Origin of the sequence: Enterococcus sp. DIV1368b (assembly GCF_050529595.1) — a bacterium.
GTDB classification, from domain to species: domain Bacteria; phylum Bacillota; class Bacilli; order Lactobacillales; family Enterococcaceae; genus Enterococcus_B; species Enterococcus_B mundtii.
The window spans coordinates 1,136,996-1,161,962 of the sequence record NZ_CP172883.1 but is presented as its reverse complement, the minus strand read 5'-3'; the positions used below and the strand labels follow the sequence as shown (position 1 = coordinate 1,161,962).

26 protein-coding genes are annotated in these 24,967 nt (G+C 38.1%); 5 read left to right on the top strand and 21 right to left on the bottom strand.

Features of this window, described 5'->3' with window-relative positions:
• Positions 1–126 precede the first annotated feature (126 nt).
• Entirely contained in the window at positions 127–552 is a 426-nt protein-coding gene (locus IGJ19_RS05510; protein WP_086334566.1) for a CoA-binding protein, read from the bottom strand.
• Between the two features lie 97 nt (positions 553–649).
• Between IGJ19_RS05510 and plsY the strand changes: the two genes are divergently transcribed.
• Both plsY and IGJ19_RS05500 read left to right on the top strand, forming a co-directional pair.
• Positions 650–1,285, top strand: coding sequence for a glycerol-3-phosphate 1-O-acyltransferase PlsY (gene plsY / locus IGJ19_RS05505; protein WP_071866395.1), 636 nt, complete (start codon positions 650–652; stop codon positions 1,283–1,285).
• Between the two features lie 87 nt (positions 1,286–1,372).
• Positions 1,373–2,809, top strand: coding sequence for an IS1182 family transposase (locus IGJ19_RS05500; RefSeq protein WP_430603680.1), 1,437 nt, complete (start codon positions 1,373–1,375; stop codon positions 2,807–2,809).
• A 157-nt stretch (positions 2,810–2,966) separates the two neighbouring features.
• Here IGJ19_RS05500 and IGJ19_RS05495 read toward each other — a convergent pair whose 3' ends face one another.
• From IGJ19_RS05495 to IGJ19_RS05440, 12 genes are all read right to left on the bottom strand, one after another.
• Complete coding sequence (locus IGJ19_RS05495) at positions 2,967–3,842, bottom strand: aldose 1-epimerase family protein (protein WP_430604463.1); 876 nt, start codon at positions 3,840–3,842, stop codon at positions 2,967–2,969.
• Positions 3,843–3,908: 66 nt separating this feature from the next.
• Positions 3,909–4,700: a GTP-sensing pleiotropic transcriptional regulator CodY gene (gene codY, locus IGJ19_RS05490; RefSeq protein WP_010735738.1), complete on the bottom strand. Its 792-nt coding sequence runs from the start codon at positions 4,698–4,700 to the stop codon at positions 3,909–3,911.
• Positions 4,701–4,715: 15 nt separating this feature from the next.
• The gene (gene hslU, locus IGJ19_RS05485) at positions 4,716–6,113 is read right to left on the bottom strand and encodes an ATP-dependent protease ATPase subunit HslU (RefSeq protein ID WP_010735739.1); all 1,398 of its coding nucleotides are present in this window, start codon (positions 6,111–6,113) and stop codon (positions 4,716–4,718) included.
• A gap of 11 nt (positions 6,114–6,124) precedes the next feature.
• Positions 6,125–6,673, bottom strand: coding sequence for an HslVU peptidase proteolytic subunit (hslV, locus tag IGJ19_RS05480; protein ID WP_010735740.1), 549 nt, complete (start codon positions 6,671–6,673; stop codon positions 6,125–6,127).
• 24 nt (positions 6,674–6,697) lie between these two features.
• Positions 6,698–7,594, bottom strand: a complete 897-nt coding sequence (xerC, locus tag IGJ19_RS05475) for a tyrosine recombinase XerC (protein ID WP_074799737.1) — start codon at positions 7,592–7,594, stop codon at positions 6,698–6,700.
• Positions 7,595–7,872: 278 nt separating this feature from the next.
• Positions 7,873–9,198 carry an FADH(2)-oxidizing methylenetetrahydrofolate--tRNA-(uracil(54)-C(5))-methyltransferase TrmFO gene (gene trmFO / locus IGJ19_RS05470; RefSeq protein ID WP_023519489.1) on the bottom strand — a complete coding sequence of 442 codons (1,326 nt, stop codon included), beginning with the start codon at positions 9,196–9,198 and terminating at the stop codon, positions 7,873–7,875.
• A 22-nt stretch (positions 9,199–9,220) separates the two neighbouring features.
• Positions 9,221–11,299 (bottom strand): type I DNA topoisomerase, encoded by a 2,079-nt coding sequence (gene topA, locus IGJ19_RS05465; RefSeq protein ID WP_086334565.1) that lies wholly within the window; start codon positions 11,297–11,299, stop codon positions 9,221–9,223.
• Between the two features lie 126 nt (positions 11,300–11,425).
• Positions 11,426–12,283: a DNA-processing protein DprA gene (gene dprA, locus IGJ19_RS05460; protein ID WP_142433204.1), complete on the bottom strand. Its 858-nt coding sequence runs from the start codon at positions 12,281–12,283 to the stop codon at positions 11,426–11,428.
• 55 nt (positions 12,284–12,338) lie between these two features.
• Complete coding sequence (locus tag IGJ19_RS05455; RefSeq protein ID WP_074799738.1) at positions 12,339–13,106, bottom strand: ribonuclease HII; 768 nt, start codon at positions 13,104–13,106, stop codon at positions 12,339–12,341.
• On the bottom strand, positions 13,099–13,959 hold the full coding sequence (ylqF, locus tag IGJ19_RS05450) for a ribosome biogenesis GTPase YlqF (RefSeq protein WP_074799739.1): 861 nt from the start codon (positions 13,957–13,959) through the stop codon (positions 13,099–13,101). The genes IGJ19_RS05455 and ylqF overlap by 8 nt, the downstream gene beginning before the upstream one ends.
• A 120-nt stretch (positions 13,960–14,079) precedes the next feature.
• Positions 14,080–14,856 carry an aminoglycoside phosphotransferase family protein gene (locus IGJ19_RS05445; protein WP_142433205.1) on the bottom strand — a complete coding sequence of 259 codons (777 nt, stop codon included), beginning with the start codon at positions 14,854–14,856 and terminating at the stop codon, positions 14,080–14,082.
• Positions 14,857–15,629: 773 nt separating this feature from the next.
• Entirely contained in the window at positions 15,630–16,274 is a 645-nt protein-coding gene (locus IGJ19_RS05440) for a helix-turn-helix domain-containing protein (protein ID WP_071866389.1), read from the bottom strand.
• 212 nt (positions 16,275–16,486) lie between these two features.
• Here IGJ19_RS05440 and IGJ19_RS05435 point away from each other — a divergent pair, with 212 nt between their 5' ends.
• Complete coding sequence (locus tag IGJ19_RS05435) at positions 16,487–16,954, top strand: hypothetical protein (RefSeq protein WP_071866388.1); 468 nt, start codon at positions 16,487–16,489, stop codon at positions 16,952–16,954.
• An 88-nt stretch (positions 16,955–17,042) separates the two neighbouring features.
• Entirely contained in the window at positions 17,043–17,441 is a 399-nt protein-coding gene (locus IGJ19_RS05430; protein ID WP_086334563.1) for a VOC family protein, read from the top strand.
• Positions 17,442–17,492: 51 nt separating this feature from the next.
• On the opposite strand, the gene lepB is transcribed toward IGJ19_RS05430, so the two are convergent.
• From lepB to IGJ19_RS05400, 6 genes are all read right to left on the bottom strand, one after another.
• The gene (gene lepB, locus IGJ19_RS05425) at positions 17,493–18,044 is read right to left on the bottom strand and encodes a signal peptidase I (protein WP_071866386.1); all 552 of its coding nucleotides are present in this window, start codon (positions 18,042–18,044) and stop codon (positions 17,493–17,495) included.
• Positions 18,045–18,294: 250 nt separating this feature from the next.
• On the bottom strand, positions 18,295–18,522 hold the full coding sequence (locus tag IGJ19_RS05420; protein WP_071866385.1) for a YozE family protein: 228 nt from the start codon (positions 18,520–18,522) through the stop codon (positions 18,295–18,297).
• Positions 18,519–19,037, bottom strand: a complete 519-nt coding sequence (msrA, locus tag IGJ19_RS05415) for a peptide-methionine (S)-S-oxide reductase MsrA (RefSeq protein ID WP_430604462.1) — start codon at positions 19,035–19,037, stop codon at positions 18,519–18,521. Before msrA ends, IGJ19_RS05420 begins: the two co-directional genes overlap by 4 nt.
• 32 nt (positions 19,038–19,069) lie before the next feature.
• Positions 19,070–19,726 (bottom strand): YpmS family protein, encoded by a 657-nt coding sequence (locus IGJ19_RS05410; protein ID WP_071866383.1) that lies wholly within the window; start codon positions 19,724–19,726, stop codon positions 19,070–19,072.
• Positions 19,719–20,615 carry an SGNH/GDSL hydrolase family protein gene (locus IGJ19_RS05405; protein ID WP_074801148.1) on the bottom strand — a complete coding sequence of 299 codons (897 nt, stop codon included), beginning with the start codon at positions 20,613–20,615 and terminating at the stop codon, positions 19,719–19,721. Before IGJ19_RS05405 ends, IGJ19_RS05410 begins: the two co-directional genes overlap by 8 nt.
• A gap of 244 nt (positions 20,616–20,859) precedes the next feature.
• Entirely contained in the window at positions 20,860–21,702 is an 843-nt protein-coding gene (locus IGJ19_RS05400) for a DegV family protein (protein ID WP_071866381.1), read from the bottom strand.
• 356 nt (positions 21,703–22,058) lie between these two features.
• Between IGJ19_RS05400 and IGJ19_RS05395 the strand changes: the two genes are divergently transcribed.
• The gene (locus IGJ19_RS05395; protein WP_430604461.1) at positions 22,059–23,354 is read left to right on the top strand and encodes an ISL3 family transposase; all 1,296 of its coding nucleotides are present in this window, start codon (positions 22,059–22,061) and stop codon (positions 23,352–23,354) included.
• Positions 23,355–23,489: 135 nt separating this feature from the next.
• Here IGJ19_RS05395 and IGJ19_RS05390 read toward each other — a convergent pair whose 3' ends face one another.
• Both IGJ19_RS05390 and IGJ19_RS05385 read right to left on the bottom strand, forming a co-directional pair.
• The gene (locus tag IGJ19_RS05390; protein ID WP_074801151.1) at positions 23,490–24,002 is read right to left on the bottom strand and encodes a dihydrofolate reductase; all 513 of its coding nucleotides are present in this window, start codon (positions 24,000–24,002) and stop codon (positions 23,490–23,492) included.
• A 14-nt stretch (positions 24,003–24,016) separates the two neighbouring features.
• Positions 24,017–24,964, bottom strand: a complete 948-nt coding sequence (locus tag IGJ19_RS05385) for a thymidylate synthase (RefSeq protein WP_074801154.1) — start codon at positions 24,962–24,964, stop codon at positions 24,017–24,019.
• Positions 24,965–24,967 lie beyond the last annotated feature (3 nt).

Genomic DNA, 24,967 nt, shown 5'->3' with positions numbered 1-24,967 from the left:
CATGGTAACGATCAATTACTCTTTTTTTGATAACAGGTCAAAACATTTTTTCATCACCCAGCTAACCTATTTACCAGTAAAAGTGGCACTGAGTATCAGGATATGTGCTTCTGTTACTCCTGTTGTTTATTGTTCCATTTTTGCTAATTCGATCTTGATGCAGCGATCCATGACGATATCATTTCTTCCAGCTGCTTGGAGCATTTCAGTAGCCTCTTCATTTTCAATGCCTAACTGTGCCCAGAAGACTTTCGCATCTGTTTTCAGGAAATCTACTGCTACTTCTGGTAAAAACTCACTACGGCGGAAAATATCCACGATATCGATAGGTTCATTGATATCTGTCAACTGTGCGACAACGGTTTCGCCCAATACTTCTTCCCCTGCTAATACCGGATTGACTGGAATGATACGATAGCCATGTTCTTGTAGTAATTGTGCGATCTGATAACTTGTCCGTTCGGGTTTATTACTTAAACCAACGACCGCGATCGTTTTTGCTTCTTGAAGATAGCGAAAGATATTCGCTTGTTCTGGATTTTTAAATGACATGTGGATGACTCCTTTCGATCGTTCGATTTTTTCGATTGTTTGAAGCATTCTTTCATGCTAAAATATACATTAGTTTCAACTTGAAAGAGGTTAAAAAATGAAAATAATCTTATTGTTTATTGTAGCATATCTTTTGGGTTCCATTCCATCTGGAGTATGGGTTGGTAAAATCTTTTTTAAAAAAGACATCCGCGAACACGGTAGTGGAAATATGGGAACGACCAATACATTTCGTGTTTTAGGTAAAACCGCTGGAACAGTGGTATTATTCATGGACATCTTAAAGGGAACATTAGCTACTGCCTTACCCGTCATTTTCCATGTCTCTTCTGTCAATCCGCTATGGTTTGGTGTCTGTGCGATCTTAGGACATACATTTCCGATCTTTGCTAAGTTCAAAGGTGGCAAAGCAGTGGCGACAAGTGCCGGTATGTTATTAGGCTTCAATCCACTGTTCTTTCTTTATTCATCAGCAATTTTCGTGATCAGTTTATACTGCACGAGCATGGTAAGCTTAACGAGCATGATCAGTGCGGTCTTGATCACTTTATCCACCATCTTCTTACCATACATTGCACCAGCGATCTTACCAGAACCAAATTTACTTTTGACGTTGATTGCTTGTGGTGTCTCCGCTTTTATTTTTTACCGTCATAAAGACAATATTAAGCGCATCAAAAATAAAACAGAAAGCCGAATCCCATTCGGTTTGAATAGTAGCAAAAAGAAATAATCTCAGATTGTAGACAAAGTACTTATTTATAGTGCTTTGTCTTTTTTTATACGTTAAAATAAAACTATGAATTGGAGGTGTAACCCGATGCTCTCAAAACAAGATATGAGTAAGCGTGCACAGATGGGCTTTTTTGCTCTTGAAGACTTAGTTCCCCAAGACCATTTATTACGACAAATGGATCAGTTTATTGATTTTTCTTTTATTTACGATTTGGTAAAAGATAAATATGATGAAACCCAAGGACGGCCAAGCTTAGATCCCGTTCTTCTAATTAAATTACCGATGATTCAATATTTTTTTGGTATTAAAAGCATGAGACAAACCATCAAAGAAATTGAAGTGAACAACGCTTATCGATGGTTTTTGGGGTTAGGTTTAGAAGATGCAGTTCCTCATTTTTCTACATTTGGTAAAAACTATACGAGACGGTTCAAAGGAACCACTACATTTGAACAAATCTTTTATGAGATTTTAGCACAATGTATGATGGAAGGAATCGTTGATACCTCTGAAGTTTTTATTGATGGGACGCATATTAAAGCACATGCGAATCGAAACAAGAAAGAATCCGTCGAAGTGATGGATCAAGCCTTCTTTTATACGGAAAAATTGACAAAAGAAATTGAAAAAGATCGAGAAAAACGCCTAAAAAAGCCCTTAAAAGAAACCAACGCAGAAACTAAAATAGCTATGAAAAAAACAAGTACGACTGATCCCGAAAGTGGTTGGTTTCATAAAGGTGAGCATAAAGAAGTTTTTGCTTATAGCGCACAAGTAGCATGTGATAAAAACGGCTGGATACTAGGCTATACGACCCACCCAGGAAACTTACATGATAGTCGTACGTTTATTACTTTATTTAAAAAGCTCAAAGGAGCTTTTACTCTAGATAAATTGATTATGGATGCTGGGTATAAAACGCCAGCAATCGCTCAATTACTTCTCGAAGAGAAGCTGACGCCTGTTTTCCCTTATAAGCGACCCATGACGAAAGCGGGTTATTTCAAGAAGAACGACTATGCCTACGATGAATATTATGATTGTTATATCTGTCCTAATGATAAGATCCTCACTTATTCGACAACGAATCGAAAAGGATATTTAGAATACAAAAGTAATCCAGAAGAATGTAAAAATTGTCCTGTTCTATCTACTTGTACAAATTCAAAAAATCATACAAAAGTAATCACCAGACATATTTGGGCGAAAGCAATCGAACGATGTGAGGAAATACGTCACCAAAGAAATTTTAAAGACCTATACAGAAAAAGAAAAGAAACAATTGAACGAATTTTTGGTACAGCAAAAGAATTTCACGGATTACGTTATACGAATCAAATAGGAATTGAAAAAATGCACATGAAAATTGGGCTTACTTTTGCCTGCCTAAATATGAAAAAATTAGTAAAAATCAAAAAAGGCAGAGCAAGAAAGGAGTGTTTTTCTTTAGAAAAACAAAGCTATTTCTCTTTAATTATTGAAAACATACATATAAAAAAGACAAACCCCATTTTTACATAAGGTTTGTCTACAATCTGATAATCTTTTTGATGAATGATAAAAAACAATGCCTTCTAAACAAATGACTGATCGATTGCTCAACAATTCGTTCATTTGTTCAGAAGGCATGTTTGTTTCATCGAACTAGATCAAGAAAACACATGTAATCGACTTGTGTTTACTTGACAGTGATCGAATATTTCGTCTTGAATAATTCGTGAGCGCCTAATTGATTGATTCCTGCCTTTTCGTTCAACTGCCCATTACTATAAACAGTATCTGCGATTCCAAACCACGGCTCAATACAAACAAATGGTGCTTCTTTAGGATATGGCGACCATATCCCAACGTAAGGCATATCTTTGTAACTGAGGGTGACACTGTGACTAGACTTTTCACTACGGATACTGTAAGCATTCAAACCTCTTGTTTCAAATACTAACGCATCTTGGTCAAACAGCTCCCGAAATAACGCAAGGTTGGTATTCGTTTGTCCAATCGTTTTTTGTTCCATGTCGATGAACGGTCCAGCTAATGGTAAACGCAAACGTGATTTTCTAGGAGAGAAAGCCAAATAAAAGTCTTCAAAAGTTAAACCTTCTTCTAATGGCACATTGAATGCTGGATGACCGCCAATCGAGAAATACATCTCTTCTTCCCCAATATTTTCAACTTGATAATGAACAGTGATCCCGTCTCCCCCTAATTCATAAACAAGTACCAATTCAAAATCAAACGGATAATTCTCTTTTGTTTCAGGGGTACTTTTTAGGACAAACTTCGCACGTTCTTGTTCGTGCTCCACCACTTCAAAATCCATATCACGAGCAAAACCATGTTGACCCATTGAATACGTTTTTCCTTGGTACACATATTGATCGTTTTTCAAACGTCCAACAATAGGGAAAAGAACGGGGGCATGTCTTCCCCAATACTTAGGATCGCCTTGCCAAATATATTCTAGATCATGTTCTTTTGATTTCAAACTGATCAATTCTGCTCCATGTTCGGAAATTTCAGCAATCAGCTGATCATTTTGAATAATAACAGTCATCGTCATCCTCCATCTTTTCTCAGACATTCACTTCTTCGAGTAGCAAGCCTCTGAAAAATCTTCCTTTTAATAACTATGCTTCGTCAGCTCATCTTTAAAACGAGCATTCAATACTTTTAAATACGTGCCTTTCATTCCCAGAGAGCGGGATTCAATGATTCCAGCTGATTCAAGTTTACGTAAGGCATTTACGATGACCGAACGAGTAATACCGATCTTGTCCGCAATATTTGAGGCAGTCAATCGGCCTTCATTACCTTCTAAAGCATCAAAAATGGCTTGAACTGCTTTTAATTCACTGTATGATAACGTATTGATCGCCATTTGGACAGCGGTCGTACTACGAACGTCCGCTTCGATATCTCGTGATTTTTGATAAAGGATCTGCATCCCTACTACTGTTGCGCCGTATTCTGCTAAAACAAGGTCTTCATCGTTAAAGGCTTGTTCCATTCTTGCTAAAATGATCGTCCCTAAGCGTTCACCTGCGCCAAAGATCGGCACAACTGTCGTCAATCCAAAAGGATATTTTTCACGACTTTCAAATGGAAATGCCGTCATATCGCTTGTGATTGGGATATTGGATTCTGTTTTCGTGATCATATCGACTGTTTCTGTGTAGGCATCAGGAAATTGTTTTTGCACAAACATTGTTTTCACACGATCATTGTTCACATCGTGCCGTTCATTATAACCAAGTAAAACCCCTTCACTGCCAATGATATACGTATTGCTGTCTAAAACAGCACCTAAAGTGACCGCCATTTTATCGTAAGGTAAATCCGCCTGCATATCAAACGTATTTTTTTGTTGCAATAATTTGTTTATCTTTCGAGTGTTCGTCAACAAATCCGTCATTTTTTTCCTCCGATTTTATAATATATAGCGACTTAGATCTTCATTTGCCGCAATTGATCCTAATTTATCATTGACATAGGCTTCTGTAATGGTAATTTCTCCCATTTGCATTTCTGGCGCTTCGAATAGCAAGTCTTCCAACAATTTCTCTAATATTGTGTGTAATCGTCTTGCCCCGATATTATCGGTATCACGATTCACATCATAAGCAATTTGTGCAATACGTTCGATTGCTTCTTTAGTAAACGTGACAGTCACATTTTCAGTACCAATCAATGCAATATATTGTTTGACTAACGCATTGTTTGGTTCAGTCAAGATCTTAACAAAGTCTTCAGCAGTTAGGTCATCTAACTCAACACGGATTGGGAAACGTCCTTGTAATTCAGGAATCAAATCGCTTGGTTTTGATAAGTGGAACGCTCCTGAAGCGATAAATAAAATGTGGTCTGTTTGTAAGGTACCGTATTTTGTATTGACTTGTGAACCTTCAACGATCGGCAAGATATCTCTTTGGACACCTTCTCTTGATACTTCCCCAGATTGTTGCGATTTAGAAGTGATTTTATCGATTTCATCAATAAAAATGATGCCGCTTGATTCGGCTAATTTGATTGCCTCACTGTGGATATCCGCATCATTGACTAATTTTGCCGATTCTTCTTTGATCAATAATTCTAACGCTTCTTTGACTGTCACTGTTCGTTCGATTTTTTTCTTTGGCGTCAACGCACCAAGTGTTTCGTTCAAATCGATCCCCATTTGTTCCAGTCCATTGTTCATCATCGGTGCTGGTTTCTTTTGATCTTGAACTTCGATCGTCACTTCTCGATTGTCAAGCAAGCCTTTTTGCAATTGCTCTAACACCGTGCGACGATTCACTCGAATCTCTTCCGTTACTTCTTCTTGTGTTTCTGCTGGTTGTTGCGAAGCATTGAACATATTCATCATTTGCTCAAACTGGTTGTTTGATTGTTTTTGTTCTTTTTTGATACCTGGTACAAGGATCTTCACTAATTGTTTTTCCGCATTTTTCTTGGCTTGTGGGCGAACACGAAGATACTGATCTTTTTCAACGATCTGGATTGCATTTTCGACAAGATCACGAACCATCGATTCCACGTCACGTCCCACGTAACCAACTTCAGTAAACTTCGTTGCTTCAACCTTAACAAAAGGTGCGTTGACGATTTTTGCCAAACGACGAGCGATCTCTGTTTTACCGACCCCAGTTGGCCCGATCATCAACATATTTTTAGGTGTGATATCTTGTTGCATCTTTTCATCTAATTGAAGACGTCGATAACGATTTCTAAGGGCAACTGCCACTGATTTTTTTGCTGCTTGTTGGCCAATGATATATTGATCTAATTCACTGACGATTTGTTTTGGTGTTTGTTTTAATTCATACATGTCATTCACCTCTATAATTCTTCTACAATAATGTTGTGATTTGTAAAGACGCAGATGTCTGCTGCAATATTCAACGCATTTTCAGCAATCTCTTTTGCACTCATCTCATTTTGTGCATAGTTTTTCATTGCTCGTGCGGCAGCTAACGCAAAGTTTCCACCAGAACCAATGGCTAAGATCCCATCATCCGGTGTAATCACTTCACCTGTACCAGAAACGAGTAACATTTCTTTGTCATTCATCACGATCAACATCGCTTCTAGCTTTTGCATCGACTGTTGTGTACGCCATTCTTGGGCTAATTCAACGGCTGCTCGTTGGAGATTTCCGTTGTATTCATTTAGCTTACCTTCAAATTTTTCTTCTAAAGTAAAAGCGTCAGCAACGCTCCCTGCAAAGCCAACGACTACTTCATCGTTGTAAATGCGACGTACTTTTCTCGCACTGCCCTTCATCACGACAGATTCGCCCATCGTTACTTGGCCATCACCTGCCATCGCAAATTTCCCGTTTTTTTCAACTGCACAAATGGTTGTTGAATGAAACTGTGATTCTACCATAGATATTTCCTCCTAATAATGTGATCACGCTCGTGGATGGAAAGAGCGATAATTTTTTTGTAAGCTTTCTTTTGTGACATGCGCATAGATTTGAGTCGTTGATAAATTTGCATGACCTAAAAGTTCTTGCACTGTACGCATATCGGCACCATTATTCAATAAGTGCGTCGCAAAAGTATGACGTAACATGTGAGGATGGATATCACTATCCAAACTACTCTTTTTTATGATTTGATTTAATACATATTCGATTCCAGTAGGTGTGATCGGTTCTCCATGATGATTCACGAAGACATAGTCATGTGACTTATGGTATTTCGTCATTAAGACGCTGCGCCCTTTGGCAAAATACTCTTGCAAAGCATCTTGCGCAAATGAACCCAACGGCGCATAGCGTTCTTTGTTTCCTTTTCCATGGATCAACATCACCTCTGAGCCTAAATCGATGGCAGACATCGTCAATTGGCTACATTCACTCAAACGGATACCTGATCCATAAAGTACTTCTAATAATGCCCGATCTCTTAGTGCTAAAGGACTATCCCCTGTCACACTTTCGAATAAGCTTTGCATCTCATTCTCATAAAAAAAACGAGGAAGTTTAACATTTTTTTTCTTCAAATGAACATACGAAAATGGATTTTCAGCGATTTTTTCTTCACGAAGAAGGTATTGATAAAATGAGCGTAAACTCGCAATTTTCCGACTCACCGAATTTCGACTGTATGACTTATCAGATAGATAGCTTAGATAAACTCGTACATCCAAATAGCTGACTTTCAGTAGATCAGATTCCCCCGATTCCGCCAAGAATCGTTGAAAATCATTGATATCTTCTTCGTAGGCAGATTTGGTTTTTTCTGAATACCCGCGCTCTATGATTAAATAACGCAAAAAATCTTCTTGTAAAGTTGGCTTCATTCTTTTTACACCTACCTTTAGATCCCAAAATAAATTTAGCATAGCCCCAGAGAAAAAACAAACAAATTGTCAGAATTTAACTAATATTTCTAAGTTTGTTCACAATTCAATTCGTTTGCTTGACAATTAAGGGATAAGCTGACCAGAACCAACGTTAAAAAAACCATAGTTATTATATAAATTGGCGTGAGTTCAGTCAATAACCGAGAAATAAGCCGAAGTACTCAAAAATGGCAATCACCATCCTGAGACACTTCGACTTATTACATAACATCCATTTAACGAGAAGCAAATTCTTTATTCAAGACTTCTTGCTTCACTTTTTCATTGGCTGCTAAGGCACGTTGTGCAATTGCTTCATAACGAGATTTTTTATCACGGATTCGTTCAGGTAATTCTGGGAATAATCCGTAGTTTGCATTCATTGGTTGGAAATGTTTGCCTTCCGCATGTGTGATGTAGTAAGCCATACTTCCCATTGCTGTTTCTTGTGGCAACGTCACAGGTTCCAATTCTTTCGCTAAGCGAGCAGCGTTGATCCCTGCAAGCAAGCCACTTGCCGCGCTTTCAACATAGCCCTCTACACCCGTCATTTGTCCTGCAAAAAATAGATCTTCGCGTTTGGTCGATTGATAAGTCGGCTTCAAGAGTTCTGGTGAATTCATGAAACTGTTGCGATGCATCACACCATAGCGGACAAATTCTGCATTTTCTAATCCTGGGATCATGCGGAACACGCGCTTTTGTTCGCCCCATTTTAAATGCGTCTGGAAACCAACGATATTATAAAGAGAAGCGGCTGCATTATCTTGTCTTAATTGGATGACTGCATAAGGTCTTTTTCCAGTTTTAGGGTCTTCTAGGCCGACTGGTTTCATTGGCCCAAATAGCATTGTCTTAAAGCCACGTTGCGCCATTACTTCGATTGGCATACAACCTTCAAAATATTTTTCTTTTTCAAAAGATTTTAATTCAGCGACTTCCGCATTGACTAAGGCTTCATGGAAAGCTTTAAATTCTTCTTCGGTCATCGGACAGTTTAAGTAAGCTGCCTCGCCTTTGTCATAACGTGATTTTAAATACACCTTGTCCATATCGATCGTTGATTTGTCGACGATCGGTGCCGCAGCATCGTAGAAATAGAAACCGTCTGAGCCATTGAATGCTTTGATGCTTTCTGCTAAAGGATGAGAAGTCAGAGGTCCTGTAGCTATCACCGTGATTCCTTCTGGTATTTCAGTGATTTCTTCATTCACCACTGTAACTAAAGGATGCTCTTTGACCTTACGAGTGATGGTTTCAGAAAATGAATCGCGGTCAACTGCTAAGGCACCGCCTGCAGGTACAGCTGTTTCATCTGCTGAATGGATGATCACTGAATCTAAGCGACGCATTTCTTCTTTCAATAATCCAACTGCGTTCGCCAGACTATTCCCTCTTAGAGAATTGGAACAGACTAATTCAGCGAAATTATCTGTATGATGCGCTTCTGTCTTCTTAACTGGTCTCATTTCATATAACTTTACAGGTACACCCGCTTGAGCGATTTGCCATGCTGCTTCGCTTCCAGCTAGACCTGCACCTACTACATTGACGATTTTCAACTAAAAACCTCTTCTCATTTCTTTATTTTTGAACATCTTCTTCGTAATCGCCATTCGTACAAACCACTTGTTTGCCGCCTTTGACTTTTTTCTCGACCAGGTAATGGTCACATTTCGGGCAATTTCTGCCGATTGGTTTTTCCCAAGAGGTGAATTCACATTCAGGGAAACGAGAGCAGCCATAGAATAGACGATTTTTCTTAGATTTACGTTCGATGACTTGTCCTTCATGACACACGGGACAAGTGACGCCGATTTCCTTGACGATTGGTTTGGTGTTTCGGCAATCTGGAAAATTACTACATGCATAGAATTTACCATACTTCCCTAATTTTATCACCATCGGATGCCCACACAAATCACAATCAAAACCAGCTGGTTCATCTTTGATCTGGATTTTCTCGATTTTTTCTTCGGCATTCGATAATTCTTTTTCAAATGGTTTATAAAAACGATCGACGACTTCGATCCATTCTTCTTTCCCTTCTTCGACTTTGTCTAAGTCATCTTCCATTTCAGCTGTAAAATGGATATCTACGATTTGTGGGAAAAACTCACAGATCAACGAATTGACGATCTCACCTAATTCGGTTGGTTCAAAACGTTTTTGTGTCAACTTCACATAATATCGTCGTTGGATCGTATCTAACGTTGGCGCATAAGTCGAGGGACGACCTACCCCATTTTCTTCCAATGCACGGATCAACGTCGCTTCACTATAACGTGCAGGCGGTTGTGTGAAATGTTGTTTCGGTTCGATATCGACAGATTGCACCGTATCGCCTTCTGCTAACTCTGGCAAAATGTTTTCTTTGTCTTCTTTCCCATCGTCCCGGCCTTCAACATACACTTGCATGAACCCTTTGAATTTGATTTTTGAGCCATTCGCAATGAATCTTACATCATTTTGTTCCAACGTGACTTTCATCGTATCCAATACAGCTGGTGTCATTTGACTTGCAACAAATCGTGACCAAATCAACGTATATAATTTCAATTGGTCTTTATCCAAGTATTGTTTCAACTCATCTGGTGTACGTAATGCACTGGTTGGACGTACCGCTTCATGGGCATCTTGTGCCCCTTTAGAGTTCGTTGCTTTACGTTCCGAATGACTGGAGAATTCTTTTCCGTATGTTTCTTCGATGAACATTGCGACTTCGGCTTTAGCAGTATCGGCGATCCGTGTAGAATCGGTACGCATATACGTGATCAATCCGATCGTGCCTTGTTTGCCAAGTGAGATTCCTTCATACAACTGTTGCGCCACCATCATGGTTTTACGTGTTCTGAAATTCAATTTACGAGCGGCTTCTTGTTGCAAACTACTTGTCGTGAATGGGTTCGCAGGATTTCGCTTGCGTTCTTTCTTTTCGACTTTTGTCACGGCAAACTCTTTACCAGTGATCCGGTCAGTCACTTCTTTGACAGTTTCGGCATCAGACAATTTTTTCTTTTTGCCATCGACTCCCCAAAAATTTGCTTTGAACTTCTTACGTTCTTTCTTAAAGTTTCCGTCAATACTCCAATACTCTTCCGGAGTAAAATCACGGATCTCTTTTTCGCGTTCAATGATGATTTTCAATGCGATCGATTGGACTCGACCAGCACTCAAGCCTTTTTTTACTTTACGCCATAAGATCGGACTAATCGAATAACCAACGATACGGTCAAGCGTTCGACGTGCTTGTTGCGCATCGACAAGATCCACATCGATCGTACGTGGCTCTTTAAATGCTGCCTTGACTGCATCCTTGGTGATTTCATTGAAGACAACACGATTCTTATCGTTTAGATCCAAGCCTAACAAATAAGCCAAATGCCAAGCAATTGCTTCCCCTTCTCTATCCGGGTCACTTGCGAGGTAAACTTTTTGCGCTTTTTTTGCCGCTGCTTTTAGACTTTTGATGACGTCGCCTTTTCCTCGAATCGAGATATAATGCGGTTCATAATTATTTTCAAAATCGATCCCCATCTTACTTTTAGGTAAGTCACGAATATGTCCTACACTAGCCATTACTTTATAATTACGGCCAAGATATTTTTCAATCGTCTTGGCTTTTGCAGGTGATTCTACGATCACTAAATATTTATATGCCATTCCTGAATGGACTCCTTTCCATTTTCGGGTTCCTACTATATATATGTTACAAGGACTTTTACAAATCGTAGCTTATCATATCCATTCAGAAATCGTTTGTCAAGGAAAGCAATAATAAATCAATCGTTATGATTGCAATTCATCCAGAATATCTTGTCCTGAAAAGGTACATATCGCTCCATCTTGGATCAATTGGTGACAACCAGTGGATTGACCTGTCAAAATATTCCCAGGGACAGAAAAAATCGGACGTCCAATCTCTAAGCCTTGCTCTGCTGTGATCAATGAGCCGCTTTTTGCTTTTGCTTCAATCACACAGATTCCACTTGATAAAGCAGCAATCAGACGATTTCTCATAGGGAAATGAAATTTTTGTGGACCAACATCTGGTAAAAACTCACTTAATAAAAGATGATCTCTAGCAATTCCTCGTTGCAACTGCTGATTTTCTTTCGGGTAACTATGATTGATCCCCGTACCGATCACTGCAATCGTTCTGCCTGAACAGCGGATCGCTACTTGATGCGCATAAGTGTCTACGCCTTTCGCACAGCCACTAACAACTATATAGTCTTGGTCAATCACAGGAGTGATCACTCGCTCTACGATTTTTCTCGCATAACCAGATGTTTGTCTACCACCAACGACAGCGATCATTTTTCGTTTCATCAGCGAAAGATCACCTCGATAAAATAATAAGATCGGGGGATTTGCCAAATGAAGCAATTGTGAAGGGTAGATTGGATCAAGAAAAGTTATGTATGGATTCTCTCCTATTCTGTTCCGCCAAGTATAGTTGATCTGGCTCCAATAGTCATAAAAACTTGCTCTAGAGCGATTGAAGTGCGAAACTGTCAACATATCATCAACCGACAACCATTCTTTCTTTTCACTCAATAGATGACGGATCACACGCCATTTTTGCTCTCCGCTCAGTCCTTTGACCAATGCCAACTTTGTAATAAATTCATTGTATATAACCATAAAGCGCCACCTTTTCTAATCTTTTTTATAAGATACGTGAAAAGTGGCGCATCGCTTATGATAAATATTGTTTGACTGGTGCAAAACTTTTACGATGGATTGGCGTGATGCCATGTTGTGCTAATCCTAAGAGGTGTTCCTTTGTTCCATAACCTGCATTCTTGGCAAAACCATAGCCAGGATATTGTAACTCGTATTCTTTCATCAAACGGTCACGATAGACTTTTGCAATGATACTGGCAGCAGCAATCGAAATTGAACGGGCATCTCCTTTGATCAATTTATTTTGTGCAATCGGCAGATCTAAAGTCATCGCATCGATCAATAAATACGTAGGCTCTGGTGTCAATTCTTTAACAGCTTCACACATCGCTAATTTACTTGCTTCGTAAATATTGACACGATCGATCGTCTGCTCATCGATCACACCAATCCCGATGGAGAGGGCTTTTTCTTGAATCTGTTCATACAGTTCTTCACGTTTTTTTTCAGATAATTGCTTGGAATCGTTCAATCCGTAAATCTCTACACCTTTAGGTAAAATAACAGCTGCGGATACTACAGGGCCAGCCAAGGGACCTCTTCCTACCTCGTCGATCCCTGCAATCATTTCATGTCCTTGAGCATATCCTTCATTTTCGTAGAAGGACATCGTCTCATATTTTTCACGAAGCAAAGCTTCCTTTGCTAAGCGTTTTTCAAAAGAGCCTAATGCTTGTTGGACACCTTTTCTTGTGTCTAATCTTAGTTGTGTGACTATCGGATCATCAAGCGTTGTGATTTGTTTCAGTTTTTCTTTGATACTCTGGATCGATTCACTCATGAGTAGTCTCTTCCATTTCTTCACAGCGATCTAAAGTATAGCGACCTAGTTTCCCTTGGCGAATATCAAAAACAACTACCTCGCTCCCACGGTCATAATCTTGTCGATACCCTCTCCGTTCCGTGATCGTCATCAATAACTCAGGTGCAACTTGTTGCTCTTCTTCTATTGATAATCCATAACGTTCGCTGATTTTATTAGGGTAGTAACGGGCAAAGAAATCTAAGCCGTAAATTGCTAGATCATCAAGGTGTACCAATTGGTCTTTGATTGCACCAGTCAAGGCTAGTTTTTTACCGATTTCTTCATCTTCAAACTTAGGCCATAAAATACCAGGTGTATCTAATAGTTCTAATTCACTTCCTAAACGAAGCCATTGTTGTCCTTTCGTTACCCCAGGCTTATTCCCTGTCTGTGCAATTTTTTTGCCCACTAAACGATTCATCAATGTCGATTTCCCTACATTAGGAATTCCTAGGACCATCGCGCGGATTGCTCGAGGTTTGATGCCACGAGCTGCGTCTCTTTCTCGTTTTTCTTTCAGTGCTTCTTTTGCCGCAGGGATCAACGCTTTGATTCCTTTACTTTCTTGAGCGGTGATTGCTAGGGCTTGATGTCCTTGATTTCTAAAGTATTGTTGCCATAATTTCGTTTGTTGCGGATCAGCTAGATCAGCTTTATTTAATAAAACAAGTCTTGGTTTTTGTTGGATGATTTGATCTAACATTGGATTACGTGAAGACAAAGGTAGTCGTGCATCAACTAACTCAAAGACGATATCAACATATTTCATCTTTTCTGAAACTTCACGTCTGGCCTTCGCCATATGTCCTGGGAACCATTGAATAGTCATTGGTGTTTCCTCCTCTAAAACTTAAAATCTAAAAATTTGCTCTTTTACTTATACAGTACTTGAATGAACTACACTTCTAGGAGTATACAAGAAAAAAACTAAAAATCAAACGGCTTATTCTCAAGTTTCTTCATTTTGCAACTTTCTAAGAATCTTTTTCTCATTATCGAGCAACCATTGACTATCTTGCTCGTATTCTTTTAGATGGCCCTCTTGAATATTTGCTTGAAAATTTGTTTCTCCGCGACTTGCTGCGTCAGTGATGAAATCTATCATATAAGAAAGTCGTCTGATCATCGTGGGGATCAAATCTGGATACGCAGACTCATTTAGTCTGTATGCTTCAACAAATTTTTTTAAACGATGACACGTTTCATCCGTGATCGGATCTCCTTGATTTGCCGCTAAAGGTACCCAGCGATAGGCGGCATAACTTACATCCCAGATTCTTGGTCCTGGTGTGATCGTGTCAAAATCAATGATACCAATGGCTAGACCATTTTCCGTTGTCACGTTGTATGGCGCAAAATCATTGTGACACATTACCTCATGCTCTCCGAATGAATGTAGCATCCACGGTTCTGTGCCACTTAAAGAAGTAAGGTATCCTTGATTCTGGTCGTGGAAGTTTCTTAACAATCGACCTGCTGAACAAATGGCACTGTCCGTCAACAATTGAGGGGGCAAAGGATAATCATAGACCTCACCTGCGAGATAAGATACCACTTCATTTCCTTTCTCATCATAGCCTAGTGGTTCTGGCACATAAGTTATACCTTGGTTCCTTAGGTAACTTAAAAATTTTTGGACCTCCTCCGACCAGACTTTCTTAGGACGAATCACCTGCTCTTCTTGGATCACTACACCGTCTCGTCCTTTTGGTTTCTTTTCGATCATCTAGCTCCTCACTTTCAACTCTTTTCTTCAGTTTATCATATTGATTCCACCTCATGTTCAAAAAATAGAAAGAGAGACATCCATTCAACAAGCAGGTTTCCATCTGTTAAAGTCAATCAAGGACAATGTTTACTCTCCTAAAAATATTTACTATTGATCCAAGTCTTCATTTCATTCTTATCTCAGAAAGTGTAACAACAGAGGATGAGAGACTTTGGAGAAGAAAATCCATGCTTAATTTATGGGGAATTTGTTTAAGAAAGGTGAACTACAGAAGCTGCAATCAAGGAAGTGACTGATGGCGTGCTTATTGCAAGTCAAAATATGCTTATTCAGACCATACAATGGACAAAAATATTTGATGAGGATGGAATACCTTAATCATGATAAAATACTTTGTCCGATCTACTCACAAGAGGAATACTTCATGTTTCTGATTCCTAGTTGATCTTTTAACGTTCGTCATGAGACAGTTTTTGAAAAAGTCAAACGATCAATCAGCCCATGATAGAAAGAAATCAATGTAAAAAAGAACTTGCATAGTAAAGAAAAAAAGCAAGCTCCGTAAAACAATCGACTAAACGATTCGTTCCATGAAGCTTACTTTTTTAACCTGATCCAACTCGAAGTATACAGCTCGTTGACAAGAAGATTCACCTGATTTCTAAAAGTTTTTTAGAAGATTTTTATTTTGCCATAATGACCTTTACTAACGATAGAACACCTTCATTTGTCCTCATACAGCTATTTTTGAATACTTCTTGCAATACGCTTTATTTTTTATAATTCACACTAATTTTATTCACTTTTGAAAACATATCTAAATCTACTTCAATCAGTCCATCATGGACTAATTTCCGCTGATTGACATCAGAATTAGCAGTCTTATATATATCAAGATTTACAAATCCTTTTTGATTACTTCCGTCGACATAGTAGCCAACATATTCACTGTCTTTAGGTATAGTAAAAAGAATAGTCATTTTCTTGTCTTTGAGAGTAATATCTTTGATATCTTCTTTGTTAAAGAGCGCTACATCTTCTGAATGGGCATTTTCAACTGCATTCAAGACAATCGTCGGTTGATTAGAAAATGAAAAAAATAAAATTGACATGACTAAAACACTCGAACACAGTGCTACTACAAAAAACAATTTTCCTCGCTTTTTTTTCTGATTCACCTCAATTTCTTTAGTAGTATCAATCATCGTGTCAGTCATAGTAGAATTTTCCAATAGTTCGTCTAAAGACACACCTAAGCTTGTCGATATTTCCACTAGTGTATGTATGTCTGGGTAATTTCTGCCGATTTCCCAATTAGAAATAGCTGAACGACTAACATTTAATCTCTTTGCCAATTCTTCCTGTGTAATTCCTGCTTGATGCCTTTTTTCTTTTAATATTTTACCAAAATCCACAACATCGCCTCCTTATTCTATCTCTCATTATAACCATTTCATAAAAGAACTTAAAAGCGAATTATTGAAACGAATCGATATATTTCTTATTATTCGATGTCACAATCTGTGACACCTTGTAAAACAAGGATTCTTGCTATTGAAAATGTGAAACAAAACACTTATTATCAAGAGGTGAACGTTCACTAAAAAATAACAAAAAAGGAGTACTTATGAAAAAATTATTTATGTTCTCTACTATTTTCTTATTATTTGGTTTGTCCATTCCACAACAGTCAGTAGATGCAGATCAATTAAGTGTTGAAGCCACAAATACAGAATCAAGTTTAATCAACTTGACCCCTTCGTTGGTCAGAGGAGCCAATGTGCCAACGGCAAACTGGAACGTAGCTTCGTCAGGACGTTGTTCAATATCTGGCACTTATAGTGGCAAATATTATTTATATTCTAACTACAATATATTAGGAAAAAATACGTATAATTATTCCTTCCACAATCAAGGTCGCGGAACCTTAGAAATTCGAATGAGAAATTCTGCCAATCATGCCGTCTTAAAAACACACTTCGTTCCAGCTGGCTCTACGATTTCTAGTACTCTTAGTATGACAGATCAAAGTTCAAGATTTTATTATGAGTTTTATAGTACTGTTGATTATACTTTTAGCGGATACGTCCAATAAAACAAGAAATTCTTCCCCAAGCTAAATACTTTGACAACGCTTACCAATTAGCGCATGATAGAGGAAAATTGGAAGGAGTTGTATCAAGATGGACACAATGGTTTTTGTCAATTTTCCTGTACTAGATGTGGGTCGATCGGTCGAATTCTATACAAAATTAGGATTCAAACAAAATAAAGAATTTTCGACTGAAGAAGCAAGCGCGATGGTTTGGGATGACACATTTTGGGTGATGCTCTTGACACATGACTTTTACAAAAAATTCTTGAAAGACAAAGAAATCGCTGACACAAAAAAAATGAGCGGTGCACTGATTGCTTTTAGTTTAGCAAATGCTGCTGAAGTCAAACGTTTTGGTGAAATTGCAAAAGAAAATGGTGGTAGCTACCATACAGTCGATATGGGAATACCGGAAGAAGAAATGTATTCTCTTGAAGTACAAGATCCTGATGGAAATACATTGGAACCAATGTGGATGAAAATATAATCAAAAAAGAAGACTTTCCAACATATAGTTATTGGAGAGTCTTCTTTTATTTTATCTGATCCATTTGATTTCATTCAATGGGTAATACACAAATCTCGCTTTTCCTAAAATTTCATCTCTAGATATTGTTCCAAATGAACGACTATCTTTTGACACACGGCGATTATCCCCCAAAACAAAATAGCTATCTTCAGGTAATTCTGTATATCCTGTCAACTCTTCCAAGGTAAAATCGGTAGTATAAGGTGCATTTTCGTGGTCCGAACGGATATTTTTACTTAAATAAGGTTCTTCGATTAGTTGGTCGTTGATTTTTAGTTGATCCTTTTCATAACTAATGGTTTCTCCCGGTAAACCAATGACTCTTTTGATATAGATGGTTCCATCTGAAAGTTGGAAAACGACCACATCAAATCGTCTGATTTCAGAGAATTTTTCCATAACGACCATATCCCCTTGTTTAAGGACATTCTCCATCGAGTTCCCTTCCACTGGTACTGGGATCAATATAAATCCTCGTAAAATAAATGCAATCACTATGGAACAAAGTAAAAATTTAATAAATAACCAAAAACGGTCAATATAAAGCTGCTTTTTTGTCAAAGCCCATCAATCCATCCCTCGTAAAATCTTAACCTATTACCCTCATTATATAGAATAACTACAGAAAAAGCGAATGGTTCAATGATCATTTACAGATAGGTGCGAAAAAAGACGGACAAACGTACTATGTTTTAGAAATAATTGAATAGTCCAAAATCACTCGACCAAATAGGGCTATTCAAAAATATTGCCAAAGCAGTACTTGTCTCGTCTTTTTTTAAGTCATACTCTTCATACCAGATCCCATTGATCAGGTGAGATGATTATTCTCTAAATAATGATCCCAAGCCGTATCAAAGATATCCATAGAGGGCAAATAATCAACATTCATTTCTAAATAATCAGAAATTTCTTCATAACTTGTACTATGTTTCGGAAACTGGATATCTTTTCCAGCTTCGGTTGCAAAAGTTGATAACGCATCAGAAGATTTCCCTCCACGAAGAGTCATCAGATAGTGATAGAAGCTGCGATTCATTGATTTCCCTCCCAATTGGCAGCAATAAATGCTGCACGACGCGCATGATTACGCTCAAAGTTCTCAGGATTTTTTTTGTAGTAATCTTGATGCTCATCTTCTGCTAAATAAAAGGTCTCCGCTGGCTCGATCGTCGTAACGATAGGATCAATAAAGCGACCACTTGCTGCAAGTTGTTGTTTGCTTTTTTCAGCTTTTTGACGTTGTTCTTCTGTAGTATAAAAAATCACAGGTCGGTAATTATCGCCTCGATCTTCAAATTGACCAAAAACGTCTGTAGGGTCCGTTTGTTGCCAATAAAGCTCAAGTAATGCTTCGTATGAGATCAATTCAGGATCATACAAGATTTCTACTGCTTCAGTATGTCCTGTTGTTTTGGCCTTCACTTGTTCGTACGTTGGATTTGGTACATGCCCACCAGTATAACCGGACATGATCGTATGGATGCCTGGTAATGTATCAAAAGGCTGGATCATACACCAAAAACATCCTCCTGCAAATATTGCTCGTTCCATCATTGATTCCTCCCTTACTCTCGAGATATCACTTAATTAGTACTAGATTCGGTCGTTTCTTCCGTCGTTGAGGAATCTTTTGGTAAATACAAACTAAAGCGAATATCGTCGTTGACTAAATCAATTTTGTCCGCTTTGATGTACATTCCATTTTGCATACGGAATTGATCTAATCGTAACATGATCGTTAAATCCTCTGTATTGATCTCGATCCATTCAGGTAGTTTGTAATTTCGCTTGATCATATTCATCACATCTCTGATCGGCAGATTCAATGTACCGATCGATAGACTTTTTGCTTTTAACTGAACATTGCCATTTTCCATTACATACGGATCAAAATACAAGTAAAAGTCGATAGGGAATCCTAACACTTCAAACGTACCATTAAGCAATGCTTCATTTTCTAAATAAAATTTATACTTGATATCTTGTCCTTCTTGGAAATCTGTCAAGAAAAAGCTGATCAGTTGGTTGACTTTTTCTTTTTGAGTATTGATCGTCAATACCGGGTCGCCTTGTCTTTCTGTAATCGCTGGTACTTCTGGCAAATCAGGTTCACGATTGGCGAATATCCGCGTACCTAAGAAAATCGTCGAACCAATGATCAGGCCTAATAAAATCAGAAATGCGTATTTCCAATAGTTATGCCTTTTGTTTTTTTCAACTGTTGAACTTCGTTTATCCATCCTTGTTTCCCTCCTTGACCAGCCATTTTTCATGCGTTTCGATCAATTGATCTCTCACAGCATTAGCCATCAATTGATAGCCTAAGTTATTAGGATGAAAATGATCTTCTTCATATAACACATTATTTTTCGTCCCGTTCGAACTATCACTAGAAGTTGACTGATCAGAAGCTTCAGTAATTCCGACCTCTTGATTTAATCCTTGGTACAATAGATCATTGATCGGGATAAAATAGCTATTTTCTGCTTCATTTACTACTTGCTGTGTTCCTTCATTCCAGTTATCCACAATCGTTTGCATATCCGTGATCTCAGGGAAGTTCAAATAAAATGGATTGTAGATCCCTAAAATATAGATAGGTACCTCTTTATTTAACCCTCGTATCTCTTCAATGATTGCTTGGACATTTTCTTGATAATTCTTGATTGGTTTATTGAATGAACGAATACTGATACCAAAAAGATTATTTTGGATCACTTTCATTAAATCATTCCCACCAACAGTCAATGTAATAATGTCTGCGGTTTCGATATTCTTTTGGATTTCTTCATTTTTTTTCAATCTTTTTAATATTTGATCACTTCGTTCGCCATTTACACCGTAGTTTTCAATTTCAATGGCTGTCAAACCATATCTGTCTTTTATGTCATTTGCGACTAACGGAACAAAACCACCTTGTTTCGTCTGGTCGCCTACTCCTTCAGTTAATGAATCGCCAATTGCTACATAGTGTAACTTTTCTTTTTGATTGCTTTCAGAAGTAACCGACGCTGCCGGTTTTAACAAAGGCTGTGCTTTCGGCACACTCAAAGAGAGTCCGACAAAGAGAAAAACTGCAGTGAATAAAGGGATCAAAACAATCAACCACTGTTGTTTCATTCGTTTCATTGTTTCACCTCTAGACCATGATTGTTTCTTATATTACCAAAATTCCGATTAAAAAAATAGCCCTTTTCTGAAAAAAAGAAAGAGGCTGTTTCTCATCTGCTAAAGGAAGTGGAGCATCTCAAAATGTCTTTTCCTCCTCACTTCCTTATGCTAGTAGCACTTGAACGAATAAAAAGACAGATCACAAAGAACACGTCTATTGGTCTTCACATGATCTATCTTTCTATTTCTTATTTTACATTCATCAATCGGTATAATACATGATTGCAAAAGCATTTTCCCCTGTATGGGTAGCAATCACTGGATTTGTATGCAATACTGGGATGTCCATATCGGGAAACAATTGTTTCAAGCCTTCTTCAAACTCTCGAGCAAGCTCTGTCGCACCTGCATGTGAGATACCGATCTGACGAACGTTCGGTAGAGCCTTCAGTTCTTTCTTCAAGCTATCGAACCACTTGTCGAAAGTCTTTTTCCCACGACCTTTTGTGACAGGAATCAGCTCTGAATGAGCAAAGTTCATCACCACACGAATGTTCAACATACTTGATAGTAAACCAGTTGCACGACTGATTCTCCCACCTTTTACTAAGTTATCCAATGTGGAGATACCGATATAAAGTTTTGTATTATTTTTGATCTTCTCGATTTCAGCAAGGATCTCTTCTGCTGATTTACCTTCTTTGGCCATTTCAGCCGCACGAATCACTTGGAAAGATAAACCTTGGTCAGTCGTATCACTATCAATGACTGTGACGTTTGTTTTCGTTAGGTTGCTTGCTTGTCTTGCAGCTTCAACCGTTCCACTTAACCCTTTCGTCATATGGATGGAAATCACTTCACTACCATCTTGGCCTAATTCATCATACGTTGAAATGAATTCGCCGATCGGCGGTTGACTTGTTTTAGGTAATGCTTTTGATTTAGCCATCATTTCCATGAATTTCTCTCCGCCTAGTTGATCGTCATCAGGATATACAACGCCATCGATCATAATTGATAATGGCATAACATGAATATTCAAATGATCTCGTACTGCTTTTTCCATTGTACAAGAAGAATCTGTTACTATTTTTACGTTTGTCATTATTTCACACTCTTTCTTTCACAAAGTGCCTAGCATTTTTCAGGCAGGTCCACTTTCAGTATACCAAAGAACTTCTGTTTTTTCATCAAATTCAGTTATAAACAAGTTTAAAATAAATTGTTTGTTATGATAACATGATTCTATTCAGTTTTCTTTATCTATTCTACTTTTTTTGATGGAACGACAAAATAAGCGGAAGAAACCTGAATGATAAAAAAATGGCTCTATAATTTATGGGACTGATGAATCAAAATTGATTCTTCAGTCCCATTTTCATTTTAGGTATTAAAAAACATATCGTTCTCTAGTATGATTAAATCACCACAAAATAAACAACTGAGAGGACGATATGCTATATGAATGATTCTATCAAAAAAATGCTGAGATTAATAGATAAAGATTTGATGATTACTGAGATCTCTTACGAGATCTTTCATAAGGAAAAGACATTGGTCATTAATGCCATTCTCTCACCTGATCCTCGTACCTGTAGAAGTTGTGGTTCTACTGTGGTAGATGGAAACGGGAAAGCAATTGTCGTGAAAAATGGGAAGAAGGAAATCATTGTCCGCTTTGAACAATACAATCATATGCCAATGGTTATGCGCTTAAAAAAGCAACGCTATACCTGTAAAAACTGTCGAACCCATTGGACTGCTCAAAGCTATTTTGTCCGCCCAAGACATTCAATTGCGGATCATGTCAGACATAAAATTGCTTCTTTACTGACTGAAAAAGTCTCTTTATCTTTTATTGCGAAAAGCTGTCAGGTATCTTTGACTACCGTTATTCGTACATTGAAAGAGTTTAAAAGCTATTTACCAAAGCCCACTAAGAGGATTCTCCCCAAAGTATTGATGGTTGATGAATTTCGTTCGCACACTTCCATAGAAGATAAAATGAGCTTTATTTGCGCAGATGGAGAAACAGGTAATTTAATTGATATCTTACCTACGCGTAAATTACCTCGATTAACAAACTATTTCTTGGGCTGCATCAATCCAGAAGAAGTAAAATTCTTAGTCACAGACATGAACGCCGCCTACTTCCAGCTTACCAAACGCGTTCTGCCAAATGCGAAAGTAGTGATTGATCGGTTTCATATTGTCAAACACATGAATCAAGCTTTCAATGAGTTGCGTATCCGTGAAATGAATGAACTGCGTAAAGCAGGACAGAAAAGCCATGCAGAAAAACTGAAAAAGAACTGGCGCTTTCTGCTAAAAAATCGTGCAAACATTAACCACTATGAGTATAAAACATGGAAAAGTTTCCGAGCACCTAAATACCCATTTCTTACTGAAGCAATGATGATTGATCGATTGCTTAGCTTTTCTACGCCCCTAAAGGAGGCGTATCCCTTTTTCCATGAATTAGTTGAAGCTTTTCGAGACAAAGACCCTGACTTGTTTTTCTCCTTATTGGCAGAACTTCCCGAAACGTTAGATGACGGCTTTCGTGAGAAACTTCAAAACCTTCTGACCTACGAAGAAGGCATCGCCAATGCGATGATTTATCCTTACTCCAATGGAAAAATAGAAGCAAAGAATACCCACATAAAAACGATGAAACGAGTATCCTACGGTTTTAGATCATTTGAGAACATGAAAATTAGAATCTTTTTGACCAATCAATTAATCAATGTTAGATAACAAAAAATCTGAGCCAGAATGAGGTTCATTCTGACCCAGATTTAATTTTTCGCAACTCATCAGTCCTTATTGACAAAGAGCCAAAAAAATCCATTTCGGTTTCTTCCGCTTTAAATCTATAGGTTCAACGAGACATTATATCTCTTCGGTTGTATGTTCTTCTTTACGTTTATACGTCTCAAACTGATGTGCATAACTATTTTTTTCATCTATTTCCCCCGGACTGATATTGATCAATGACCATGCTTGCCAGTCTACAGCAGGAAAATACGTATCTCCTTCGAAAGAATGATGGATCACCGTACGATACAAAATCGTGCAGTAAGGTAAAAATTCTTCATAGATTGCTGACCCTCCAGCAACAAATAAAATTCCATCTGCTTCTTTTTCATACGCTAATACTTCATTGACATCATGCATCACTATTACGCCCTCGGCTGTAAACTCACGGTCTCTTGTCAAAACAATCGTTTTACGATTAGGTAGTGGCTTACCGCCCATCCCCATAAATGTTTTTCGTCCCATGATCAATACATTCGCTTCAGTCATTTGCTTAAAAAATTTCAAATCATTCGGCAAATGCCAAGGAAGTCTATCTTCTTTTCCGATCAGGCCATTTTCATCTTGTGCCCAGATTGCAGCGAACATTTTCTCATCCTTTCTTAGACCGCGATAGGTGCCTTTATTGAAGGATGCGGCTCATATCCTTCAACTTTGATATCATCCATTTCAAAATCAAACACAGAGTTTTTTTCTGTATTCAATACTAGCTTCGGAAATGGACGAACTTCACGAGACAATTGTTCTTTCATTTGCTCTACGTGATTGGAGTAAAGATGCGCATCGCCTAAAGTATGGATAAATTCACCAACTTCTAATCCAGTTTCATGTGCAATCAGATGTGTCAATAAAGCATAGCTAGCAATATTGAATGGGACACCTAAAAACACGTCAGCACTTCTTTGATACAGCTGACAACTTAGTTTATTGTCATTTACATAGAATTGAAACATCGTGTGGCAAGGAGGTAAAGCCATACTTGGCACATCTTCTGGATTCCATGCTGAGACGATCAGTCGTCTTGAATCAGGTGTCTGCTTGATAGCATCGATCACTTCTTTGATTTGATCGATGAAACTACCTTCTTTGGTTTCCCAATGACGCCATTGATAGCCATAAATATGACCAAGATCTCCATGTTTTTCTGCAAATTCTTCATCTGCCACTATCTTTTCACAGAATTTCTTGCTTTCTTCTTGATAGACTTTATTGAATTCTGGATCAGTCAAACTACGATGTCCGAAATCTGTCATATCCGGTCCTTGATAGTCCTCACTTTTGATATACCGTTCAAATGCCCATTCATCCCAAATATGGTTATTATTTTGTAAAAGATAACGGATATTCGTATCTCCTTTTAAAAACCATAATAATTCGCTTTTGATCAAACCAAAAGGTACACGTTTTGTCGTCAATAACGGAAAGCCTTTTTGCAGGTCAAATCGCATTTGATAACCGAATAAACTAAATGTTCCTGTTCCCGTACGATCACCTTTTACATGTCCTTCAGATAACAACTTTTTCCCTAGATCAAGATATGCTTGCTCCATCTT

What these genes read in the sequence shown, in the direction of transcription:
- IGJ19_RS05500 (WP_430603680.1), top strand. Translation starts at nt 1,373, where the DNA reads ATGCTCTCAAAACAAGATATGAGTAAGCGTGCACAGATGGGCTTTTTT.
- ylqF (WP_074799739.1), bottom strand. Translation starts at nt 13,959, where the DNA reads ATGACTATTCAATGGTTCCCAGGACATATGGCGAAGGCCAGACGTGAA.
- IGJ19_RS05405 (WP_074801148.1), bottom strand. Translation starts at nt 20,615, where the DNA reads ATGAAACGAATGAAACAACAGTGGTTGATTGTTTTGATCCCTTTATTC.
- IGJ19_RS05390 (WP_074801151.1), bottom strand. Translation starts at nt 24,002, where the DNA reads ATGTTCGCTGCAATCTGGGCACAAGATGAAAATGGCCTGATCGGAAAA.
- IGJ19_RS05410 (WP_071866383.1), bottom strand. Translation starts at nt 19,726, where the DNA reads ATGGATAAACGAAGTTCAACAGTTGAAAAAAACAAAAGGCATAACTAT.
- codY (WP_010735738.1), bottom strand. Translation starts at nt 4,700, where the DNA reads ATGACGGATTTGTTGACGAACACTCGAAAGATAAACAAATTATTGCAA.
- IGJ19_RS05395 (WP_430604461.1), top strand. Translation starts at nt 22,059, where the DNA reads ATGAATGATTCTATCAAAAAAATGCTGAGATTAATAGATAAAGATTTG.
- IGJ19_RS05445 (WP_142433205.1), bottom strand. Translation starts at nt 14,856, where the DNA reads ATGATCGAAAAGAAACCAAAAGGACGAGACGGTGTAGTGATCCAAGAA.
- xerC (WP_074799737.1), bottom strand. Translation starts at nt 7,594, where the DNA reads ATGAAGCCAACTTTACAAGAAGATTTTTTGCGTTATTTAATCATAGAG.
- hslV (WP_010735740.1), bottom strand. Translation starts at nt 6,673, where the DNA reads ATGGTAGAATCACAGTTTCATTCAACAACCATTTGTGCAGTTGAAAAA.
- IGJ19_RS05510 (WP_086334566.1), bottom strand. Translation starts at nt 552, where the DNA reads ATGTCATTTAAAAATCCAGAACAAGCGAATATCTTTCGCTATCTTCAA.
- plsY (WP_071866395.1), top strand. Translation starts at nt 650, where the DNA reads ATGAAAATAATCTTATTGTTTATTGTAGCATATCTTTTGGGTTCCATT.
- dprA (WP_142433204.1), bottom strand. Translation starts at nt 12,283, where the DNA reads ATGGTTATATACAATGAATTTATTACAAAGTTGGCATTGGTCAAAGGA.
- msrA (WP_430604462.1), bottom strand. Translation starts at nt 19,037, where the DNA reads ATGGAACGAGCAATATTTGCAGGAGGATGTTTTTGGTGTATGATCCAG.
- hslU (WP_010735739.1), bottom strand. Translation starts at nt 6,113, where the DNA reads ATGTATGAATTAAAACAAACACCAAAACAAATCGTCAGTGAATTAGAT.
- IGJ19_RS05455 (WP_074799738.1), bottom strand. Translation starts at nt 13,106, where the DNA reads ATGAGTGAATCGATCCAGAGTATCAAAGAAAAACTGAAACAAATCACA.
- IGJ19_RS05420 (WP_071866385.1), bottom strand. Translation starts at nt 18,522, where the DNA reads ATGAATCGCAGCTTCTATCACTATCTGATGACTCTTCGTGGAGGGAAA.
- IGJ19_RS05435 (WP_071866388.1), top strand. Translation starts at nt 16,487, where the DNA reads ATGAAAAAATTATTTATGTTCTCTACTATTTTCTTATTATTTGGTTTG.
- topA (WP_086334565.1), bottom strand. Translation starts at nt 11,299, where the DNA reads ATGGCATATAAATATTTAGTGATCGTAGAATCACCTGCAAAAGCCAAG.
- IGJ19_RS05430 (WP_086334563.1), top strand. Translation starts at nt 17,043, where the DNA reads ATGGACACAATGGTTTTTGTCAATTTTCCTGTACTAGATGTGGGTCGA.
- IGJ19_RS05400 (WP_071866381.1), bottom strand. Translation starts at nt 21,702, where the DNA reads ATGACAAACGTAAAAATAGTAACAGATTCTTCTTGTACAATGGAAAAA.
- IGJ19_RS05495 (WP_430604463.1), bottom strand. Translation starts at nt 3,842, where the DNA reads ATGACTGTTATTATTCAAAATGATCAGCTGATTGCTGAAATTTCCGAA.
- IGJ19_RS05385 (WP_074801154.1), bottom strand. Translation starts at nt 24,964, where the DNA reads ATGGAGCAAGCATATCTTGATCTAGGGAAAAAGTTGTTATCTGAAGGA.